This is a genomic window from Bradyrhizobium sp. NP1, assembly GCF_030378205.1.
Taxonomy (GTDB): domain Bacteria; phylum Pseudomonadota; class Alphaproteobacteria; order Rhizobiales; family Xanthobacteraceae; genus Bradyrhizobium.
Genome location: NZ_CP127385.1, coordinates 7,128,519 through 7,143,627, shown reverse-complemented (window position 1 = coordinate 7,143,627; position 15,109 = coordinate 7,128,519). Strand labels below are relative to the sequence as shown.

The 15,109-nt window shown below is 65.6% G+C and carries 14 protein-coding genes; 11 read left to right on the top strand and 3 right to left on the bottom strand.

What is annotated here, in order from left to right:
* Positions 1-69 precede the first annotated feature (69 nt).
* From QOU61_RS34500 to pobA, 3 genes are all read right to left on the bottom strand, one after another.
* Positions 70-489 (bottom strand): PaaI family thioesterase, encoded by a 420-nt coding sequence (locus tag QOU61_RS34500; RefSeq protein ID WP_289655631.1) that lies wholly within the window; start codon positions 487-489, stop codon positions 70-72.
* Between the two features lie 95 nt (positions 490-584).
* Positions 585-2,222 carry a twin-arginine translocation signal domain-containing protein gene (locus QOU61_RS34495; protein ID WP_289655630.1) on the bottom strand — a complete coding sequence of 546 codons (1,638 nt, stop codon included), beginning with the start codon at positions 2,220-2,222 and terminating at the stop codon, positions 585-587.
* Between the two features lie 65 nt (positions 2,223-2,287).
* Positions 2,288-3,457 carry a 4-hydroxybenzoate 3-monooxygenase gene (gene pobA / locus QOU61_RS34490; protein ID WP_289655629.1) on the bottom strand — a complete coding sequence of 390 codons (1,170 nt, stop codon included), beginning with the start codon at positions 3,455-3,457 and terminating at the stop codon, positions 2,288-2,290.
* A gap of 133 nt (positions 3,458-3,590) precedes the next feature.
* Here pobA and QOU61_RS34485 point away from each other — a divergent pair, with 133 nt between their 5' ends.
* The 11 genes from QOU61_RS34485 to QOU61_RS34435 all read left to right on the top strand — a co-directional run bounded on the left by QOU61_RS34485 (position 3,591) and on the right by QOU61_RS34435 (position 15,014).
* A complete protein-coding gene (locus QOU61_RS34485) occupies positions 3,591-4,601 on the top strand; it encodes a TRAP transporter substrate-binding protein (protein WP_289655628.1) in 1,011 nt (336 codons plus the stop codon).
* A gap of 251 nt (positions 4,602-4,852) precedes the next feature.
* The gene (locus QOU61_RS34480) at positions 4,853-6,295 is read left to right on the top strand and encodes an aldehyde dehydrogenase (protein ID WP_289655627.1); all 1,443 of its coding nucleotides are present in this window, start codon (positions 4,853-4,855) and stop codon (positions 6,293-6,295) included.
* A gap of 26 nt (positions 6,296-6,321) precedes the next feature.
* Positions 6,322-6,933 carry a MarR family winged helix-turn-helix transcriptional regulator gene (locus QOU61_RS34475; protein WP_289655626.1) on the top strand — a complete coding sequence of 204 codons (612 nt, stop codon included), beginning with the start codon at positions 6,322-6,324 and terminating at the stop codon, positions 6,931-6,933.
* A 215-nt stretch (positions 6,934-7,148) separates the two neighbouring features.
* Positions 7,149-7,643, top strand: coding sequence for a TRAP transporter small permease (locus QOU61_RS34470; RefSeq protein WP_502876994.1), 495 nt, complete (start codon positions 7,149-7,151; stop codon positions 7,641-7,643).
* Positions 7,644-7,645: 2 nt separating this feature from the next.
* Complete coding sequence (locus QOU61_RS34465; RefSeq protein WP_289655624.1) at positions 7,646-8,950, top strand: TRAP transporter large permease; 1,305 nt, start codon at positions 7,646-7,648, stop codon at positions 8,948-8,950.
* Positions 8,951-9,113: 163 nt separating this feature from the next.
* Positions 9,114-9,572: a DUF3237 domain-containing protein gene (locus QOU61_RS34460; RefSeq protein WP_289655623.1), complete on the top strand. Its 459-nt coding sequence runs from the start codon at positions 9,114-9,116 to the stop codon at positions 9,570-9,572.
* A gap of 214 nt (positions 9,573-9,786) precedes the next feature.
* The gene (locus QOU61_RS34455; protein WP_289655622.1) at positions 9,787-10,584 is read left to right on the top strand and encodes a crotonase/enoyl-CoA hydratase family protein; all 798 of its coding nucleotides are present in this window, start codon (positions 9,787-9,789) and stop codon (positions 10,582-10,584) included.
* Between the two features lie 16 nt (positions 10,585-10,600).
* Positions 10,601-12,451, top strand: coding sequence for a feruloyl-CoA synthase (locus tag QOU61_RS34450; protein WP_289655621.1), 1,851 nt, complete (start codon positions 10,601-10,603; stop codon positions 12,449-12,451).
* A 30-nt stretch (positions 12,452-12,481) separates the two neighbouring features.
* Complete coding sequence (locus tag QOU61_RS34445) at positions 12,482-13,243, top strand: SDR family NAD(P)-dependent oxidoreductase (protein WP_289655620.1); 762 nt, start codon at positions 12,482-12,484, stop codon at positions 13,241-13,243.
* A 10-nt stretch (positions 13,244-13,253) separates the two neighbouring features.
* Positions 13,254-13,673 carry an acyl-CoA thioesterase gene (locus QOU61_RS34440; RefSeq protein ID WP_289655619.1) on the top strand — a complete coding sequence of 140 codons (420 nt, stop codon included), beginning with the start codon at positions 13,254-13,256 and terminating at the stop codon, positions 13,671-13,673.
* Positions 13,674-13,862: 189 nt separating this feature from the next.
* Positions 13,863-15,014, top strand: coding sequence for an ABC transporter substrate-binding protein (locus QOU61_RS34435; RefSeq protein ID WP_289655618.1), 1,152 nt, complete (start codon positions 13,863-13,865; stop codon positions 15,012-15,014).
* Positions 15,015-15,109: the final 95 nt, after the last annotated feature.

Here is a 15,109-nt window from a genome sequence, read left to right as displayed (position 1 = left end):
CAAGCGGGGCGAGGTGAAGCGAAGCTGGGGCTGCACTGACCCAATCGAGAAAACATCCCACCCGCGTGATCATTCCTTCTTCGGCACCACGCGGAACGTGGCGTTGGCCCGCGCGATCACGGCATCATCGGCCTTGATCAGGCTTTGCGCAAAGCAGAGCGTGGTGCCGGTCTTGATCACCTCGCTCTCGACCGCAAGCCACTGACCGGGCCGCGCCGAGCCGACGTAATCGACCGCCAGCGACACCGTCACCAGCGATGCGGTTCCGCCCATCACATGAGCGCAGCTATAGCCCATCGCGCCGTCGGCAAGCGAAGCGATCAGCCCGCCATGGATCAGCCCGCGGGAATTGGTGTGCGGCCTCGCCAGCCGCAGCCCCATGATCACGGCCCTGTCGGTCCGCTTTGCGTAGAGCGGCTCCCAGGGGTCGGTCAGCGGGCTCTTGCGGAAATGCGGCTCAAAGCCGTCCGGAACGGTTTCGGCGGACATGCGCGCCTCCTGGCAGGTGACGGCGGTCATTGAACGCCAGGGCGCGACGGAATTCACCGCCTACAAAGTTTTAAACGGAATGGCGGCGCGTCCGCTCAGCCCGGCCGTTTCAGTTCGGTGGTACGGAACGGCTCCAGCGTGTCGATCGCCTCCAGCGGGTCCTTGTGCGCGTTCCAGCGGAAGAAGCGCAGCACGATCTTGTCCGGCGTGAGGTCCGCGATGAGGAAGCCGTTTTCCTCGATCGGCTTCAGGTTCTCCTGCATGTTGAGATGGACGGGAGGCATGGCGCCGATGCCGCGGAACGCCGACGGCCAGAGCAGATCTCCAGTCCCGAGCGGGCCGGACAACACCACGTTCACCGGGTTCGTGCCGAGATCGATGGAGCCGGTGTGCAGCATGCGGCCTTCCGCGATGGCGTGGAGATCGCCGCTCACGACCAGCGGAATGCGATCGCGCATGCCGGAGACCGCCGTCATCAACCGGTCATGCTGCTTCAGCCATCCGCTCTGCCAGTACGGCTTCGGCTTCTCGACGCTGAGCTTGCCGTTGGCGTCGAGCAGGTCTGGGTACCACTCGCCCCACTTGCCCGCGCTCCAGCCCGGCGGGTTCGAGGGGATGTTGATCAGATGGGCCGTGTCCTTTGCCGCCATGCGATCGATCAGCCATCGTTCGACGTCGGGATCGAGGAACACGGCGCTCGGCCCCGTCAGCGTCACCGAGGTACGAACCTCGTACAGCAGAACTTCCGCGAGCGTCCCATAGCGCAGCGTTCCGAAGGATTCGGCGGCGCCGGGTGGCCGGTCGAGCGCGGAGGCCCCCGGCAATCCCGCGGGCCGCGCCGCATCAGGCAGGAATTCCGGATAGTACATCCGCTGCGTATTGCGCGCGAGGTCACGCATCCAGTGGTTGGGCGGGAAGGTGACGATGTCGTCGGTCGCCTCGTCATTGTCGAAATAGTCATGGTCGTCGCGCATGAAGAACACCGGCGTCGAACGGCAATCGGTGCCGTAGAGCGGCGCGATCTGCTCGCCGGCGGCGCGCTTCAGGAAGCGCTCGTTGGGTGTGCCGAACACCGGCTGGGCGCGCTCGAACGGGCCCGCGTAGTCTTTCGCGCGCTGCGAGGCGCCGAGCATGGGCGAGGCGCGGGGGGCTGCGAGGTCCCAATAGACCTGGTCGCCATTGGCGATCAGCGCATCGGGCTGAAACGAAAGGCCACGCCGCAACAGCCGTTTGCGCACCGCGACCGGCAGGAACATGGTCTTGCCGTTGACCGGCGTGAATACGTCATGGCCGCCGGCGCAGGTGTAGATCAGGAGCCGCAGTCTTTCCGGCCGTTCGCTCGGCGCAGGAAAGGTCCGCAGCGTCCACGGTTCACATAGCGGGCGGCCGTCGCCGGCGGCGAGCGCGAGGCGATAGTCCGTCGCCGGCTTCAGGCCGCTGGCATCGAACTGCCACACCTCGCCGACGGAATCGGTGCGCTCGCCCGCGACGGTCGAGCCGTTGTCGAGCCGGAGCAACGGCGTTTCGGTCAGCGGACGGGCGAACGAAACCTTGATCAGCATCCTTTCGTGATTGACCGTCGGAAGCAGGTGCGCCACGGCGCCCGCATCCCATTGTTCGCGCGCAGCGACGGCGTCGGCCGCGGCGAGCAGCGGTTGCGTCGTCATGGGGCCGAGCACGGTCGCGGCCCCGGTCGTCGCCAGCGTCTTCAGAAAGTCCCGCCTTGACGTCATTGCGTGATCTCCTCGTCAGAGTTGCAACGAAAGTCCATGGACAGGCCGGGCGCCTTTCCTCCGGGCTAGAACGGCAGGCCGACGTAGTTCTCCGCAAGCGAGGTCGAGGCCGCCTTGGAGCTCACGACATAATCGAGCTCCGCGATCTGGATGCGCGCGCCGATGCCGTCGGTATCGGGGAATTTGTGCAGCATCGTGGTCATCCACCAGGAGAAGCGCACCGCCTTCCAGACCCGCGCCAGCGCGGTTCTCGAATAGGCGTCGATGCCGGCGGAGGATTTTTCGTCATAATACTCGCGCAACGCGACAGCCAGATAATGCGCGTCGCTGGCGGCGAGGTTCAATCCCTTGGCGCCGGTCGGCGGCACGATGTGCGCGGCGTCGCCGGCGAGGAACATCCGGCCGAACCGCATCGGCTCAGCGACGAAGCTGCGCAAGGGTGCGATGCTCTTCTCGATCGAAGGGCCGGTGATCAGGCTGTCGACCGCCTTCTGGTCGAGCCGGCGCTTCAATTCGTCCCAGAAGCGGTCGTCCGGCCACTGCTCGACGCGGTCGTCGAGCGGACATTGCAGGTAATAGCGGCTGCGATGCGTCGAGCGCATCGTGCACAGGGCAAAGCCGCGCGCGTGGTTGTTGTAGATCAGCTCGTGGCTGACCGGCGGGGTTTCGGAGAGAATGCCGAGCCAGCCGAACGGATAGACGCGCTCGAAGGTCTCGATTGCCGACGGCTTCACGCTGGCGCGGCTGACGCCGTGGAAGCCGTCACAGCCGGCGATGAAGTCGCAGGCGATCTCGTGCGTCTTGCCGTCCTTGACGTAGGTCACCCTGGGGTTACCGGCGTCGAAATCGAGCGGCGTGACGTCGGCCGCCTCGTAGACCGTGGTCAGGCCGGCCGCCTGACGCGCGTTCATCAGGTCGAGCGTCACCTCGGTCTGGCCGTAGATCATCATGGTCTTGCCGGTCTGCGCCTTGATGTCGATGCGGTGGCGCTCTCCCCCGAAGGCGAGCTCGATACCGTCATGGACCAGGCCCTCATGATGCGCGCGCTGTCCCGCGCCGGCCTCGTCGAGCAGCGCGACCGTGCCTTCTTCGAGCAGGCCGGCGCGGATACGCCCCAGCACGTAGTCGCCGGTGTGGCGCTCGAGAATGATGTTGTCGATGCCGTAGCGGTGCAGCAATTGCCCGAGCAGCAATCCCGCCGGCCCTGCGCCAATGATTGCTACTTTCGTCCGCAATACTTGATCCTCCCGATGTTATAGGCTTGAACGGTGCGGCTGCGTTTCGCAGCAGCCCGAGCCACGATAATTATATCATATAACGATGGCTGCAAAGGGCGTTGCAGCCCGAGCCACGAGGGAGACGATGCCGATGAGGAAGACGTTTATGGCGTTGCTGCTGGCAGCCAGCGTGACGCCCGCGTTCGCGCAGGACAAGACCGTCAACCTGAAAGTGTCGCTGTGGGTGCCGCCCGCGCATCCGCTGGTGCCGGCGACGCAGGCCTGGGCGGCCGACATCGAGAAGGCTTCCGGCGGCACCATCAAGGTTTCGGTGTTCCCCTCCGAGCAGCTCGGCAAGGCGTTCGACCATTACGACATGGCGCGCGACGGCATCGCCGATGTCACCTACGTCAATCCCGGCTACCAGCCCGGCCGCTTCCCGATCGCGGCCGCCGGCCAGCTTCCCTTCGTGTTCTCCGACGGCAAGAAGGGCACGCTCGCGCTCAACGAATGGTATCACAAATACGCGCCGACCGAGATGAAGGACACCAAGCTCTGCTTCGCCTTCATCCACGATCCCGGCGCGCTGCACGGCAAGAAGAAGATACTGGTGCCTGCCGATCTCAACGGCGTGAAGGTGCGCCCGGCGCAGAGCACGATCGGCGAGATGGTGAAGATGTTCGGCGGCACCAATGTGCAGGCTTCCGCGCCGGAATCGCGTGACGCGCTGGAACGCGGCGTGGCCGACGAGATCACCTTCCCCTGGGGCTCGATCTTCCTGTTCGGCATCGACAAGGTCGTGAAGTATCACATGGACGTGCCGCTCTACTCGACCGTGTTCACCTACAACATGAACCTTGCAAAGTACAACGCGATGTCGGACGCGCAGAAGAAGGTCATGGACGACCACTGCTCGCCGGAATGGGCCGCCAAGGTCACCGATCCCTGGACCGAGTTCGAGGCCAATGGCCGCGTCAAGATGAAGGCGCTGGCCGGCCACGAGGTCTATCCGCTCACCGCCGAGCAGCTCGACCAGTGGAAGAAGGCGGTGAAGCCGCTCCATGACAGCTGGGCGGAGGCGGTGAAGAAGGCGGGCGGCGATGCCGCGGCCATCGATGCCGACCTGCAGGCGACCCTGAAGAAATACGAGGCCGGGATCTAGGCGTGGCCACATCCGGCCAAGGTGCAAATGCCCGGGTTGGTCCCGGGCATTTTCGTATGTGAGAGGGATAGCGCCGCCCGAAGCCGTCCCGCGCCCGCCGAGCAGTGGATACGGGAAGACCTCCGGGACAAATACTTTGGTCTCAAAGCATCTTGTTCGGCTCCCGCCGTTTTGCTAGGCGTCGGGACAACGACAGCGGGCCGGCACCATCGCCCGGAACCGGAATCAGGGAATTCAGAGGGAGCGCGCCGATGAACGTCCAGCTTCTGATCGATAATGCCGATTGTGACGCCGCAGGCCGGCGACGCTTCGAGCGTCGGAACCCGGTGACCGGCGAGGTCGCGACCTCGGCCGCTGCCGCCAGCGTCGCCGACGCCAACATGGCGGTGGAGGCCGCCGCGCGCGCCTTTCCCGCCTGGTCGGCGGTCGCGCCGACCGCGCGTCGCATGCTCCTGCTCAAGGCCGCCGACGCCATGCAGGCGAGGAGCGACGCCTTCGCCGCATTGATGACGGCCGAGACCGGCGCCACCGCGCCGTGGGCGCATTTCAACGTCATGCTTGCCGCCAACATGCTGCGCGAGGCCGCTGCCATGACGACGCAGGTCTCCGGCGAGGTGATCCCGTCCGACAAGCCGGGAACGCTGGCGCTTGCGGTGCGCAAGCCGGCCGGCGTCTGCGTCGGCATCGCGCCGTGGAACGCGCCGGTGATCCTGGCGACCCGCGCGATCGCGATGCCGCTCGCCTGCGGCAATACGGTCGTGCTGAAGACCTCGGAAATGTGTCCGGGCACGCAGAGCCTGATTGGCGAGGTGTTCCGCGAGGCCGGCTTCGCCGCCGGCGTTGTCAACGTCATCAGCAACCAGCCGCAGGATGCCGCGGCGGTGGTCGAGGCGCTGATCGCCCACCCCGCCACCAGGCGCATTAACTTCACTGGCTCGACCCGGGTCGGCCGCATCATCGCGGAGACCGCCGGCCGTCACTTGAAGCCGGTGCTGCTCGAGCTCGGCGGCAAGGCGCCGCTGATCGTGCTCGAGGATGCCGATCTCGACCAGGCGGTGGACGCCGCGATCTTCGGCGCCTTCGCCAATCAGGGCCAGATCTGCATGTCCACCGAGCGGATCATCGTGGTGGAAAGCGTCGCCGACGCTTTCGTCGCCAAATTCGCCGCGCGCGCGAAAAAGCTGCCGTCCGGCGATCCGCGCGGACATGTGGTGCTGGGTTCGCTGGTCACGGTCGAGGCCGCCGAGAAGGTCGAGGCCTTGGTCGCCGATGCCAGGTCGAAGGGCGCGGTGGTCGCCGCCGGCGGCGGGCGCAACGGCTCGATCATGGAGGCGACCGTGGTCGATCGCGTCACCGAGACGATGCGGATCTACCGCGAGGAATCGTTCGGGCCCGCCAAGAGCGTGATCCGCGTCAAGGACGCGGACGAGGCGGTGCGCGTCGCCAACGACACCGAATATGGATTGTCGGCGGCGGTGTTTTCGCGCGATATCAACCGCGCGCTTGATATCGCTGGCCGGATCGAGACCGGGATCTGCCACATCAACGGGCCGACGGTGCACGACGAGGCGCAGATGCCGTTCGGCGGCGTCAAGGGTTCGGGCTATGGTCGTTTCGGCGGCAAGGCGGCGATCGCCGAATTTACCGATCTGCGGTGGATCACCATCGAGGGCCCGCAGCATTATCCGTTTTGAAGCATCCGTTCCGATCAAGAGGCACTATGCTCAAGCCAGACAAGCGCACGCGGCGCGACGACAAGGCCATTCGTCCGCCGCGCGCGCAGGACAAGCGCCAGACCGTGAGCGTACGAAGCCCTCGGGCCGGCGCGAGCGCGCCGCCGGAAGAGCTTTCGGTGCCGCCGGGCTTCTCCGACCTGATCGGCTATTTCCTGCGCATCGCGCAGGAGGCCTCGTTCCAGGCGCTGCGCCAGGCCGCCGGCAAGGCCGACCTCAAGCCCGGCTGGTACACCATCCTGTCGATCCTGTCGGCCAATCCCGGCCTCACGCCTACCGAATTGTCGCGGCTGTGCGGCCGTGACCGTTCCACGCTGACTGCGACCCTGCACGGGCTCGATTCGCGCGGGCTGATCGCGCGCCGTCGCAAGGACAGGGATCAGCGCAGCTATGGCGTGAAGCTGACCGCGTCCGGCGAGGCCATGCTGCGCCGGCTGCGCGTCATCGCGCACGCCCATGACGCGCGGCTCGACGCGATCGTGGGACGCGACAAGCCGGCGCTGCTCGCGCTGCTGCGCCGGCTCGTCGACGGGCTCGCCGCGCCGGCCCCGCAGCGCCCGCCAAACAGGAGGATTGGCAAGCGCGCAAAAACTCGATAACATGTTAATCAATACCAACATGGGCGGCCAGGCGCTGGCGAAGCCCGGACGACCGTGGGAGGAGTGCAGGCCATGATGCCGGGATCGTTCGCGTTACTGTCCGCCGTCGCAGACCGCGGCGGGGCAAAGCATGGGACGTCGCCATGACCGCTGATCGGCAGGCGAACGAGGACGGCGTGCCCGCCGGTCCGTCCGGGCAGGCGCGCAAGAACGTCATGGACCGCTTCATCGACTCGATCGAATGGATCGCGGCGTTCTTCGTCGGCATCGTCGCGCTCAACACCTTTACCGCGGTGTTCATGCGCAAATTCTTCGCGGTGACGATCCCCGACTACTACAATTTCGGCCAGTTCCTGCTCGGCATCCTGATCTTCTGGGGCATTGCCGCGACCAGCTATCGCGGCACCCACATCACCGTCGATCTGGTCTGGGCCAACGTCTCGCCGCGCTACCAGCGCATGATCGACGTGTTCGCGACCCTGGTGCTCCTGTTCGTGGTGACGGTGCAGACCTACACGCTGTTCGACAAGGTGGCCAGCACGCGGGCCGAGCACATCGTCACCATGGACCTGCAGGTGCCGATCTGGCCGTTCTTCCTGGTGTCGTGGATCGGCGACGTCTCGGCGGTGCTCCTGATCGCGGTGCGCACCTGGCGGCTGATCTTCCACCCCGAAGAAATCCACGATCCTCGAATCAAGACGGCGGAGTAGCCATGAGCAACGAAGCCGTCGCTTTGATCGGTTTCATCAGCCTGTTCGTGCTGATGCTGCTGCGCGTGCCCGTCGGCATGGCCATGGGCCTCGTCGGCATCACCGGCTTTGGCTATCTCACCGGGCTCGCGCCGGCGCTGAAGCTTGTCGGCCAGACCACGATGCGCACCGTGACGGATTACTCGTTCGGCGTGATCCCGATGTTCCTGCTGATGGGCGCGTTCGTCTCGGTGTCCGGCATCAGCCGCGAGCTGTTCCGCGCCGCCAACACCTTCGTCGGCCACTGGAAGGGCGGGCTGGGCATTGCCACCATCGCCGCCTGCGGCGGCTTTGCCGCGATCTCCGGCTCGTCGGTCGCCACCGCCGCGACGTTCTCCGCGGTGGCCTATCCGGAAATGCGTCGCTACGGCTATCCGCAGTCCTTTGCCACCGGCGTGATCGCGGTCGGCGGCACGCTGGGCGCCATGCTGCCGCCGTCCACCGTGCTCGCGGTCTACGGCATCATCACCCAGCAGGACATCGGCCAGCTTTTCATCGCCGGCATCATCCCCGGCCTGCTCGCGATCGTGATGCACATGATCACGATCGGCATCATCGGCGTCACCCGGCCCGGCTTCCTGCCGGCCGGCAAGCCCGCGACCTGGCACGAGCGCCTTCTGGCGCTGCGCGACGTCTGGTCGCCGCTGCTGCTGTTCGTGTTCGTGATCGGCGGGCTCTACGGCGGCTTCTTCATCCCGACGGAAGCCGGGGCGGTCGGCGCGGTCGGCGCCTTCATCATCGGCGTCGTCAGGGGCAAGCTTTCGAAAGACGGCATCCTGCAATCGCTGCTGCAGGCCACGCGCACCGCGGCCGCCGTCTTCACGGTGCTGATCGGCGCGCTCTGCTTCGGCTATTTCCTCACCATCACCCAGACCCCGCAGCACGTCACCGAGTTCCTCACCGGGCTCGGCATCGGCAAATACGGCGTGCTGGCGCTGATCCTTCTGATGTATCTCGTGCTCGGCTGCCTGATGGACGCGATGGCGATGGTGATCCTCACCGTGCCGATCGTGTTTCCGGTGGTCACCGCGCTCGGATTCGATCCGATCTGGTTCGGTGTCATCATCGTGATGACGGTCGAGCTCGGCCTCATTCACCCGCCGGTCGGCATGAACGTGTTCGTGATCAAGAGCGTGATCAAGGACGTCAACATGTCCACGATCTTCGTCGGCGTGCTGCCCTTCGTGGTCACCGACCTGATCCGGCTCGTGATTCTGATCTCGCTGCCCTGGCTTGCGACCTGGCTGCCGCAGCGTATGATCGGCTAGTGGAGTGGATTTGACATTCGCTACCCAACCACCGCAGGCGCGCAAGCGAAATGTCAAATCCAAACTCCACTAGCAACAAATATTTGCTAGTGGTCCTTTGATTCTAACATTCGCAAATATGCATGCTAAGACGGGATGCGAATGTTAGAATCGGACCACTAGTATGGTGCCGCAGCTTGCCACGAAATACGTCTTCACCATTACCGCTCGCGTCGGCGCGGTGACGTCCGCCGGCGAGACCGGCCATGGCGTGCGCCGCATCATCCCGATTCTCGGCGGCGAGGTGACCGGCGCGATCACCGGGAAGGTGCTTCCCTTCGGCGCGGATTTCCAGATCGTCCGTCCCGACGAATTGATCGACCTGGAGGCGAAATACGCCTTCGAGACCGACGATGGCGCGGTCGTCTATGTCGAGAACCGCGGCATCCGCTTCGGCCCGGCGGAATTGCTCGAAAAGCTCAAGCGCGGCGAAGCGGTCGACCCGAAGCTGATCTATTTCCGCACCGTGCCGAAATTCGAGACCGGTCAGGAGCGCTATCGCTGGTTGATGCAGCGCATCTTCGTGGCCTCCGCCGCGCGCCACCCCGACCGCGTCGTCGTCGACGTGCACGAGGTGCTGTAGCTCCTCTTACCCTCTCCCCTTGGTGGATCGACGGCGCGAAGCGCCGGCGAGCCGGGTGAGGGGTTTTTGTCTCTCGATAGATCTGAACCCCTCACCCGCCCTCGCTGCCGCTCGGGCATCCTGAGGGGAAGAGAACGACCGGTCCCGCCTCGTCGTGTTGACTCCTTCGCCAATCGTTATAAAACATAACTATTCTGGACAGGAACAATGTCCCATGGGAAACGCCGCGGGCGCCGCTGGTCAGGCGCTGCTGACGATCGAACGAAACGGTGCGGTGCTGGCGGTCGGGCTGAACCGGCCGGCCAAGCGCAACGCGCTCAATGACGGCATCATCCACGCGATCGGCGATTGCTTCGTCGATCTGCCCGATGATGTCGGCGCCGTCGTGATCCACGGCGTCGGCGATCATTTCTCCTCCGGCCTCGACCTTTCCGAGCTTACCGAGCACGACGCGACCGAGGGGCTGCGCCACTCGCAGATGTGGCACCGCGTGTTCGACCGCATCCAGTATAGCCGCGTGCCCGTGATCGCCGCGCTGAAGGGCGCGGTGATCGGGGGCGGGCTCGAGCTTGCCTGCGCCGCGCATATCCGCGTCGCAGAGCCATCCGCCTATTTCGCGCTGCCCGAGGGCCAGCGCGGCATCTTCGTCGGCGGCGGCGGCTCGGTGCGGCTGCCGCGGCTGATCGGGGTTGCCCGCATGACCGACATGATGCTGACCGGCCGCGTCTATTCGGCGACCGAGGGCGCCGCCTATGGCTTTGCGCAATATCTCGTGGAGGAGGGCGGCGCGCTTGCGAAGGCGCTGGAGCTCGCCGGGCGCATCGCGGCGAATGCGCCGCTCACGAACTTTGCGGTGCTGCAGGCGCTGCCGATGATCGCCGAGGCCAACCCGCAGACCGGGCTTTTGATGGAATCCCTGATGGCGACCGTGGCGCAGAGCGACAAGGAGGCCAAGCGGCGCATCCGCGCCTTCCTCGATCGCAGGACCGCCAAGGTCAAGCCGGCCCGATAGGAGCGCGCATCCGGCCATGATCGCCAAGGACAAGCCTCATCCGCTACGCGCGATCTCCTTCGGCGATCCCGATGTCGCGATCGAGCGCCGTGACGACGGAGCCATCTATCTGCGCCCGAAGCGGCAGCTCACCGATTATCCGACGCGAATCACCGATCGCCTGCATCACTGGGCGGATGCCGCGCCGGACCGCGTCTTCATGGCGGAGCGCGCGGGCGCGGGCTGGCGGCGGCTCACCTATGCCGAATTGCTGCGCGCGACCCGCCAGATCGCTTCCGCGCTGCTTTCGCGCCGTCTCTCGGCGGAGCGGCCGGTCGTCATCCTCTCCGGCAATGCGATCGATCACGCGCTGGTCGCCTTCGGCGCGCTCTATGCAGGCGTCCCGTTCTGTCCGGTCTCGCCGGCCTATTCGCTGGTGTCGAAGGACTTTGGCAAGCTCGCTTATCTGATGAAGCTTCTGACGCCGGGCCTCGTGTTCGCCGACGATGCCGCGAAATTTTCCGCAGCACTTGCCGCCACCGTGCCCGATGACGCCGAGATCGTTGCAAGCCGCGGCGGACTGCCGGGCCGCGACGTCACGCGGCTTTCCGATCTGCTGGCCACGCCGGAGCATGAACATCTCGATGCCGCGCATGACGCCATCGGTCCCGGCACCATCGCCAAGTTCCTGCTTACCTCGGGCTCGACCGGCAACCCGAAGGCCGTGATCAACACGCAGGCGATGCTCTGCGCCAACCAGGTGATGCTGCGCGAGACGCTCGCTTTCCTGAAGGACGAGCCGCCCGTGATCGTCGACTGGCTGCCCTGGAACCACACCTTTGGCGGCAACCACAATTTCGGGCTCACGCTCTATAACGGCGGCTCGATGTATCTCGACGCCGGCAAGCCGGTGCCTGGCGGCATCGAGGAGACGGTGCGGAATTTGCGCGAGATCTCGCCGACCGTCTATTTCAACGTGCCCAAGGGCTATGAGCAGCTGTTGCCATATCTGCGCGATGACGCTTCCCTGCGCGGAAAATTCTTCGCCCGGCTGCATGCGATGTTCTTCTCGGGCGCGGCGCTTTCGCCGCATATCTGGAACGGGCTCGACGAGCTTGCGGTGGCCGAGACCGGCTTCCGCGTGCCGATGCTGACGGGACTGGGCGCGACCGAAACCGCGCCGTTCTTCATGTCGGTGAAGCCATCGACCAGCCGCTCCGGCCATGTCGGCCTGCCGGTGTCGGGCAACGAGGCCAAGCTCGTGCCCAACAATGGCAAGCTCGAGGTCCGCGCCAGGGGACCGAACGTCACGCCGGGCTACTGGCGCCAGCCGGAATTGACCCGTGCGGCCTTCGACGAGGAAGGCTTTTACAAGTTCGGCGATGCGCTGAAACCGATCGATCCCGATGATCTTCACGCTGGCTTCGATTTCGACGGCCGCATCGCCGAGGATTTCAAGCTCGCCAGCGGCACCTGGGTCAGCGTCGGCCCGCTGCGCGCGCGGGTCATCGCGGCCTGCGCGCCGCTGGTGCGCGACGTCGTCATTGCGGGCATCAACCGCGACGAGGTCGCGGCGATCCTGATCCCCGATCCCGACGGCTGCCGGCTGATCAATCCCGATCTTGCCGCCGACGACGTCGCCACCGTCGCCGCCGATCCCGGCATTCGCGCCGCATTGCGCGAGCGGTTGCAGCGGCTGCTCGCCGCCGCGACCGGCTCCTCGACCCGGATTGCGCGCGCGATGCTGCTGGATGCGCCGCTGTCGATCGACCGCGGCGAGGTCACCGACAAAGGGTCGATCAACCAGCGCGCGGTGCTGGAACACCGTGCTGGGCTGATCGAGGAACTTTATGCCGAGCCGCCATCGCCGCGCGTGATCGCGCTATAGTCAGCATCAGTTCGTTCAAGGGAGGATAGCATGCAGATGAAGGGTCAGGCCGCCATCGTCACCGGTGGCGCATCGGGGCTGGGTGAGGCCACCGCCCGCAGGCTTGCCGCGCTTGGCGCGAGGGTCGCGATCTGCGACCTCAACACCAAGCTCGCGGAAACCGTCGCCGCCGAGATCAAGGGCACCGCCATCACCTGCGATGTCGCGGCTTCCGCGTCCGCGGAAGCTGCGATCACGCAGGCCGCAAAGGTCCACGGGCCGGCGCGGGTGCTGGTCAATTGCGCCGGCATCGGCGTTGCCAAGCGCGTGGTCGGCCGCGACGGGCCGATGCCTCTGGCGGATTTCGAGCGCGTGATCCGCATCAATCTGATCGGCACGTTCAACATGCTGCGGCTCGCGGGCGCCGAGATGGCGAAGCTCGAGCCGCAGCCGAGCGGCGAGCGCGGCGTCATCATCAACACGGCGTCGGTTGCGGCCTATGACGGCCAGATCGGACAGTCCGCCTATTCGGCGTCGAAGGGCGGCATCGTCGGCATGACGCTGCCGATCGCGCGCGAATTCGCGCAGTTCGGCATCCGCGTGCTGACGATCGCGCCCGGCCTGTTCCGCACGCCGCTGCTCGCCGGCCTGCCGCAGGAGGCGCAGGATTCGCTTGCTGCCGCGGTCCCGTTCCCGCACCGCCTCGGCGATCCCGACGAGTTCGCCGCACTCGCGATGCACATGATCGACAACCCCTACCTCAACGGCGAGGTGGTACGGCTCGATGCCTCGCTGCGCATGGCGCCGAAATAGGCGAGGGGCCATGTTCGTCCACCGGCGCCAGGTGCAGATCCAGTGGGGCGACTGCGACCCCGCCAACATCGTCTACTATCCGCGCTACTTCGAGATGTTCGACGACTCCACCTCGATCATGTTCGAGGCCGCCGGCTTCTCGAAGCAGGACATCGTGAAGAAGTACGGGCTGGTCGGCATCCCCATGGTCGACACCCGCGCGAAGTTCTACATCGCCTCCACCCATGGCGACTGGATCACGATCGAGAGCCGGGTGGAGCACTTCAACCGTTCGAGCTTCGAGGTCACCCACAAGGTGTACAAGGATGAGGCGTTGGCGATCGAAGCGTTCGAGACGCGCGTCCTGGTCGGGCATCATCCCGACGATCCCGGCAGGCTGAAGTCGGCGCCATTCCCGGAGGAGATCGTGGCAAGATTCATGCGGGGCTGACGCGGGGCTGACTCTTGGCCCCGCATCGCCTAAACAGGGACCAAAGCACGATCCGGAAAAGTGGATACCGGTTTTCCGGAAAGATCATGCTTAAACGAAAAGCTATGGCGCGATGGCTATTTGACCCAAAGCCATCGCGCGATAGCGATCAATCGGGCTCTATCGACGAAAGTATAACGGGAGGAATGAATGAGGACGGCTCTTCTGCCGACGGCTGCGATCGCGGTTGCCTTTGCGCTCGCGGGAAGCCCCGCGATGGCGCAATCCAGCGAGATCACCATCGGTATCTCGATCTCCACCACGGGGCCGGCTGCGGCGCTCGGCATTCCCGAGCGCAATGCGCTGGAATTCGTGCCGAAGGAGATCGGCGGCGTGCCGCTGAAGGTGATCGTGCTCGACGACGGCGGCGACCCGACCAACGCCACCACCAATGCGCGGCGTTTTGTCACGGAATCCAAGGCCGACGTCATCATGGGCTCCTCGACCACGCCGCCGACGGTGGCGGTGTCCAACGTCGCCAACGAAGCCGGCATCCCGCATATCGGTCTTGCACCGTTCCCGATCACGCCGGAGCGCGCCAAGTGGTCGGTCGACATGCCGCAGCCGGTGCCGATCATGGGCAAGGTGCTCTACGAGCACATGAAGGCGCATAACGTGAAGACGGTCGGCTATATCGGCTATTCCGATTCCTACGGCGATCTCTGGTTCAACGATTTCAAGAACCAGGGCGTGCCGATGGGCATGACCGTTGCCGATGAGGAGCGCTTCGCGCGCCCCGATACGTCGGTCACCGGCCAGGTGCTCAAGCTCGTCGCCGCCAATCCCGATGCGATCCTGATCGGTGCCTCCGGCACGGCCGCCGCGCTGCCGCAGACCGAGCTGCGCGATCGCGGCTACAAGGGCCTGATCTACCAGACCCATGGCGCCGCCAGCATGGATTTCATCCGCATCGCCGGCAAGGCGGCGGAGGGCGTGATCATGGCATCGGGGCCGGTGATGTCGCCGGAGACGCAGCCGGATTCCGCGCTGACCAAGAAGCCGGGCCTGGCGCTCAACACGGCCTACGAAGCGAAATATGGTGCGAGCAGCCGCAGCCAGTTCGCCGGCCATTCCTACGACGCCTTCGAGGTGCTCAAGCGCGTGATCCCCACCGCGCTCAAGACCGCAAAACCCGGCACGCCGGAATTCCGCGAGGCGATCCGCCAGGCCTTTCTCACGGAGCGCGAGATCGCCGCCAGCCAGGGCGTCTATAACTTCACCGAGAAGGACCGCTACGGCCTCGACGACCGCTCGCGGATCATCCTCACCGTGAAGGACGGCAAATACGTCCCGGCGCAGTAAGGTAGGCCATCACCGGATAAAGGCTGTCATCACCCGCGAAAGCGGGTGATCCAGTACTCGGCGGCATCTGAGATTGCGCATCAGTTTCGGCGGAT

Excerpts from the sequence above, each read along its gene's own strand:
- QOU61_RS34480 (WP_289655627.1), top strand. The coding sequence starts at position 4,853 with ATGAACGTCCAGCTTCTGATCGATAATGCCGATTGTGACGCCGCAGGC.
- QOU61_RS34450 (WP_289655621.1), top strand. The coding sequence starts at position 10,601 with ATGATCGCCAAGGACAAGCCTCATCCGCTACGCGCGATCTCCTTCGGC.
- QOU61_RS34495 (WP_289655630.1), bottom strand. The coding sequence starts at position 2,222 with ATGACGTCAAGGCGGGACTTTCTGAAGACGCTGGCGACGACCGGGGCC.
- QOU61_RS34500 (WP_289655631.1), bottom strand. The coding sequence starts at position 489 with ATGTCCGCCGAAACCGTTCCGGACGGCTTTGAGCCGCATTTCCGCAAG.
- QOU61_RS34460 (WP_289655623.1), top strand. The coding sequence starts at position 9,114 with ATGGTGCCGCAGCTTGCCACGAAATACGTCTTCACCATTACCGCTCGC.
- QOU61_RS34475 (WP_289655626.1), top strand. The coding sequence starts at position 6,322 with ATGCTCAAGCCAGACAAGCGCACGCGGCGCGACGACAAGGCCATTCGT.
- QOU61_RS34465 (WP_289655624.1), top strand. The coding sequence starts at position 7,646 with ATGAGCAACGAAGCCGTCGCTTTGATCGGTTTCATCAGCCTGTTCGTG.
- QOU61_RS34455 (WP_289655622.1), top strand. The coding sequence starts at position 9,787 with ATGGGAAACGCCGCGGGCGCCGCTGGTCAGGCGCTGCTGACGATCGAA.
- QOU61_RS34435 (WP_289655618.1), top strand. The coding sequence starts at position 13,863 with ATGAGGACGGCTCTTCTGCCGACGGCTGCGATCGCGGTTGCCTTTGCG.
- QOU61_RS34445 (WP_289655620.1), top strand. The coding sequence starts at position 12,482 with ATGCAGATGAAGGGTCAGGCCGCCATCGTCACCGGTGGCGCATCGGGG.
- QOU61_RS34485 (WP_289655628.1), top strand. The coding sequence starts at position 3,591 with ATGAGGAAGACGTTTATGGCGTTGCTGCTGGCAGCCAGCGTGACGCCC.
- QOU61_RS34440 (WP_289655619.1), top strand. The coding sequence starts at position 13,254 with ATGTTCGTCCACCGGCGCCAGGTGCAGATCCAGTGGGGCGACTGCGAC.
- QOU61_RS34470 (WP_502876994.1), top strand. The coding sequence starts at position 7,149 with ATGGACCGCTTCATCGACTCGATCGAATGGATCGCGGCGTTCTTCGTC.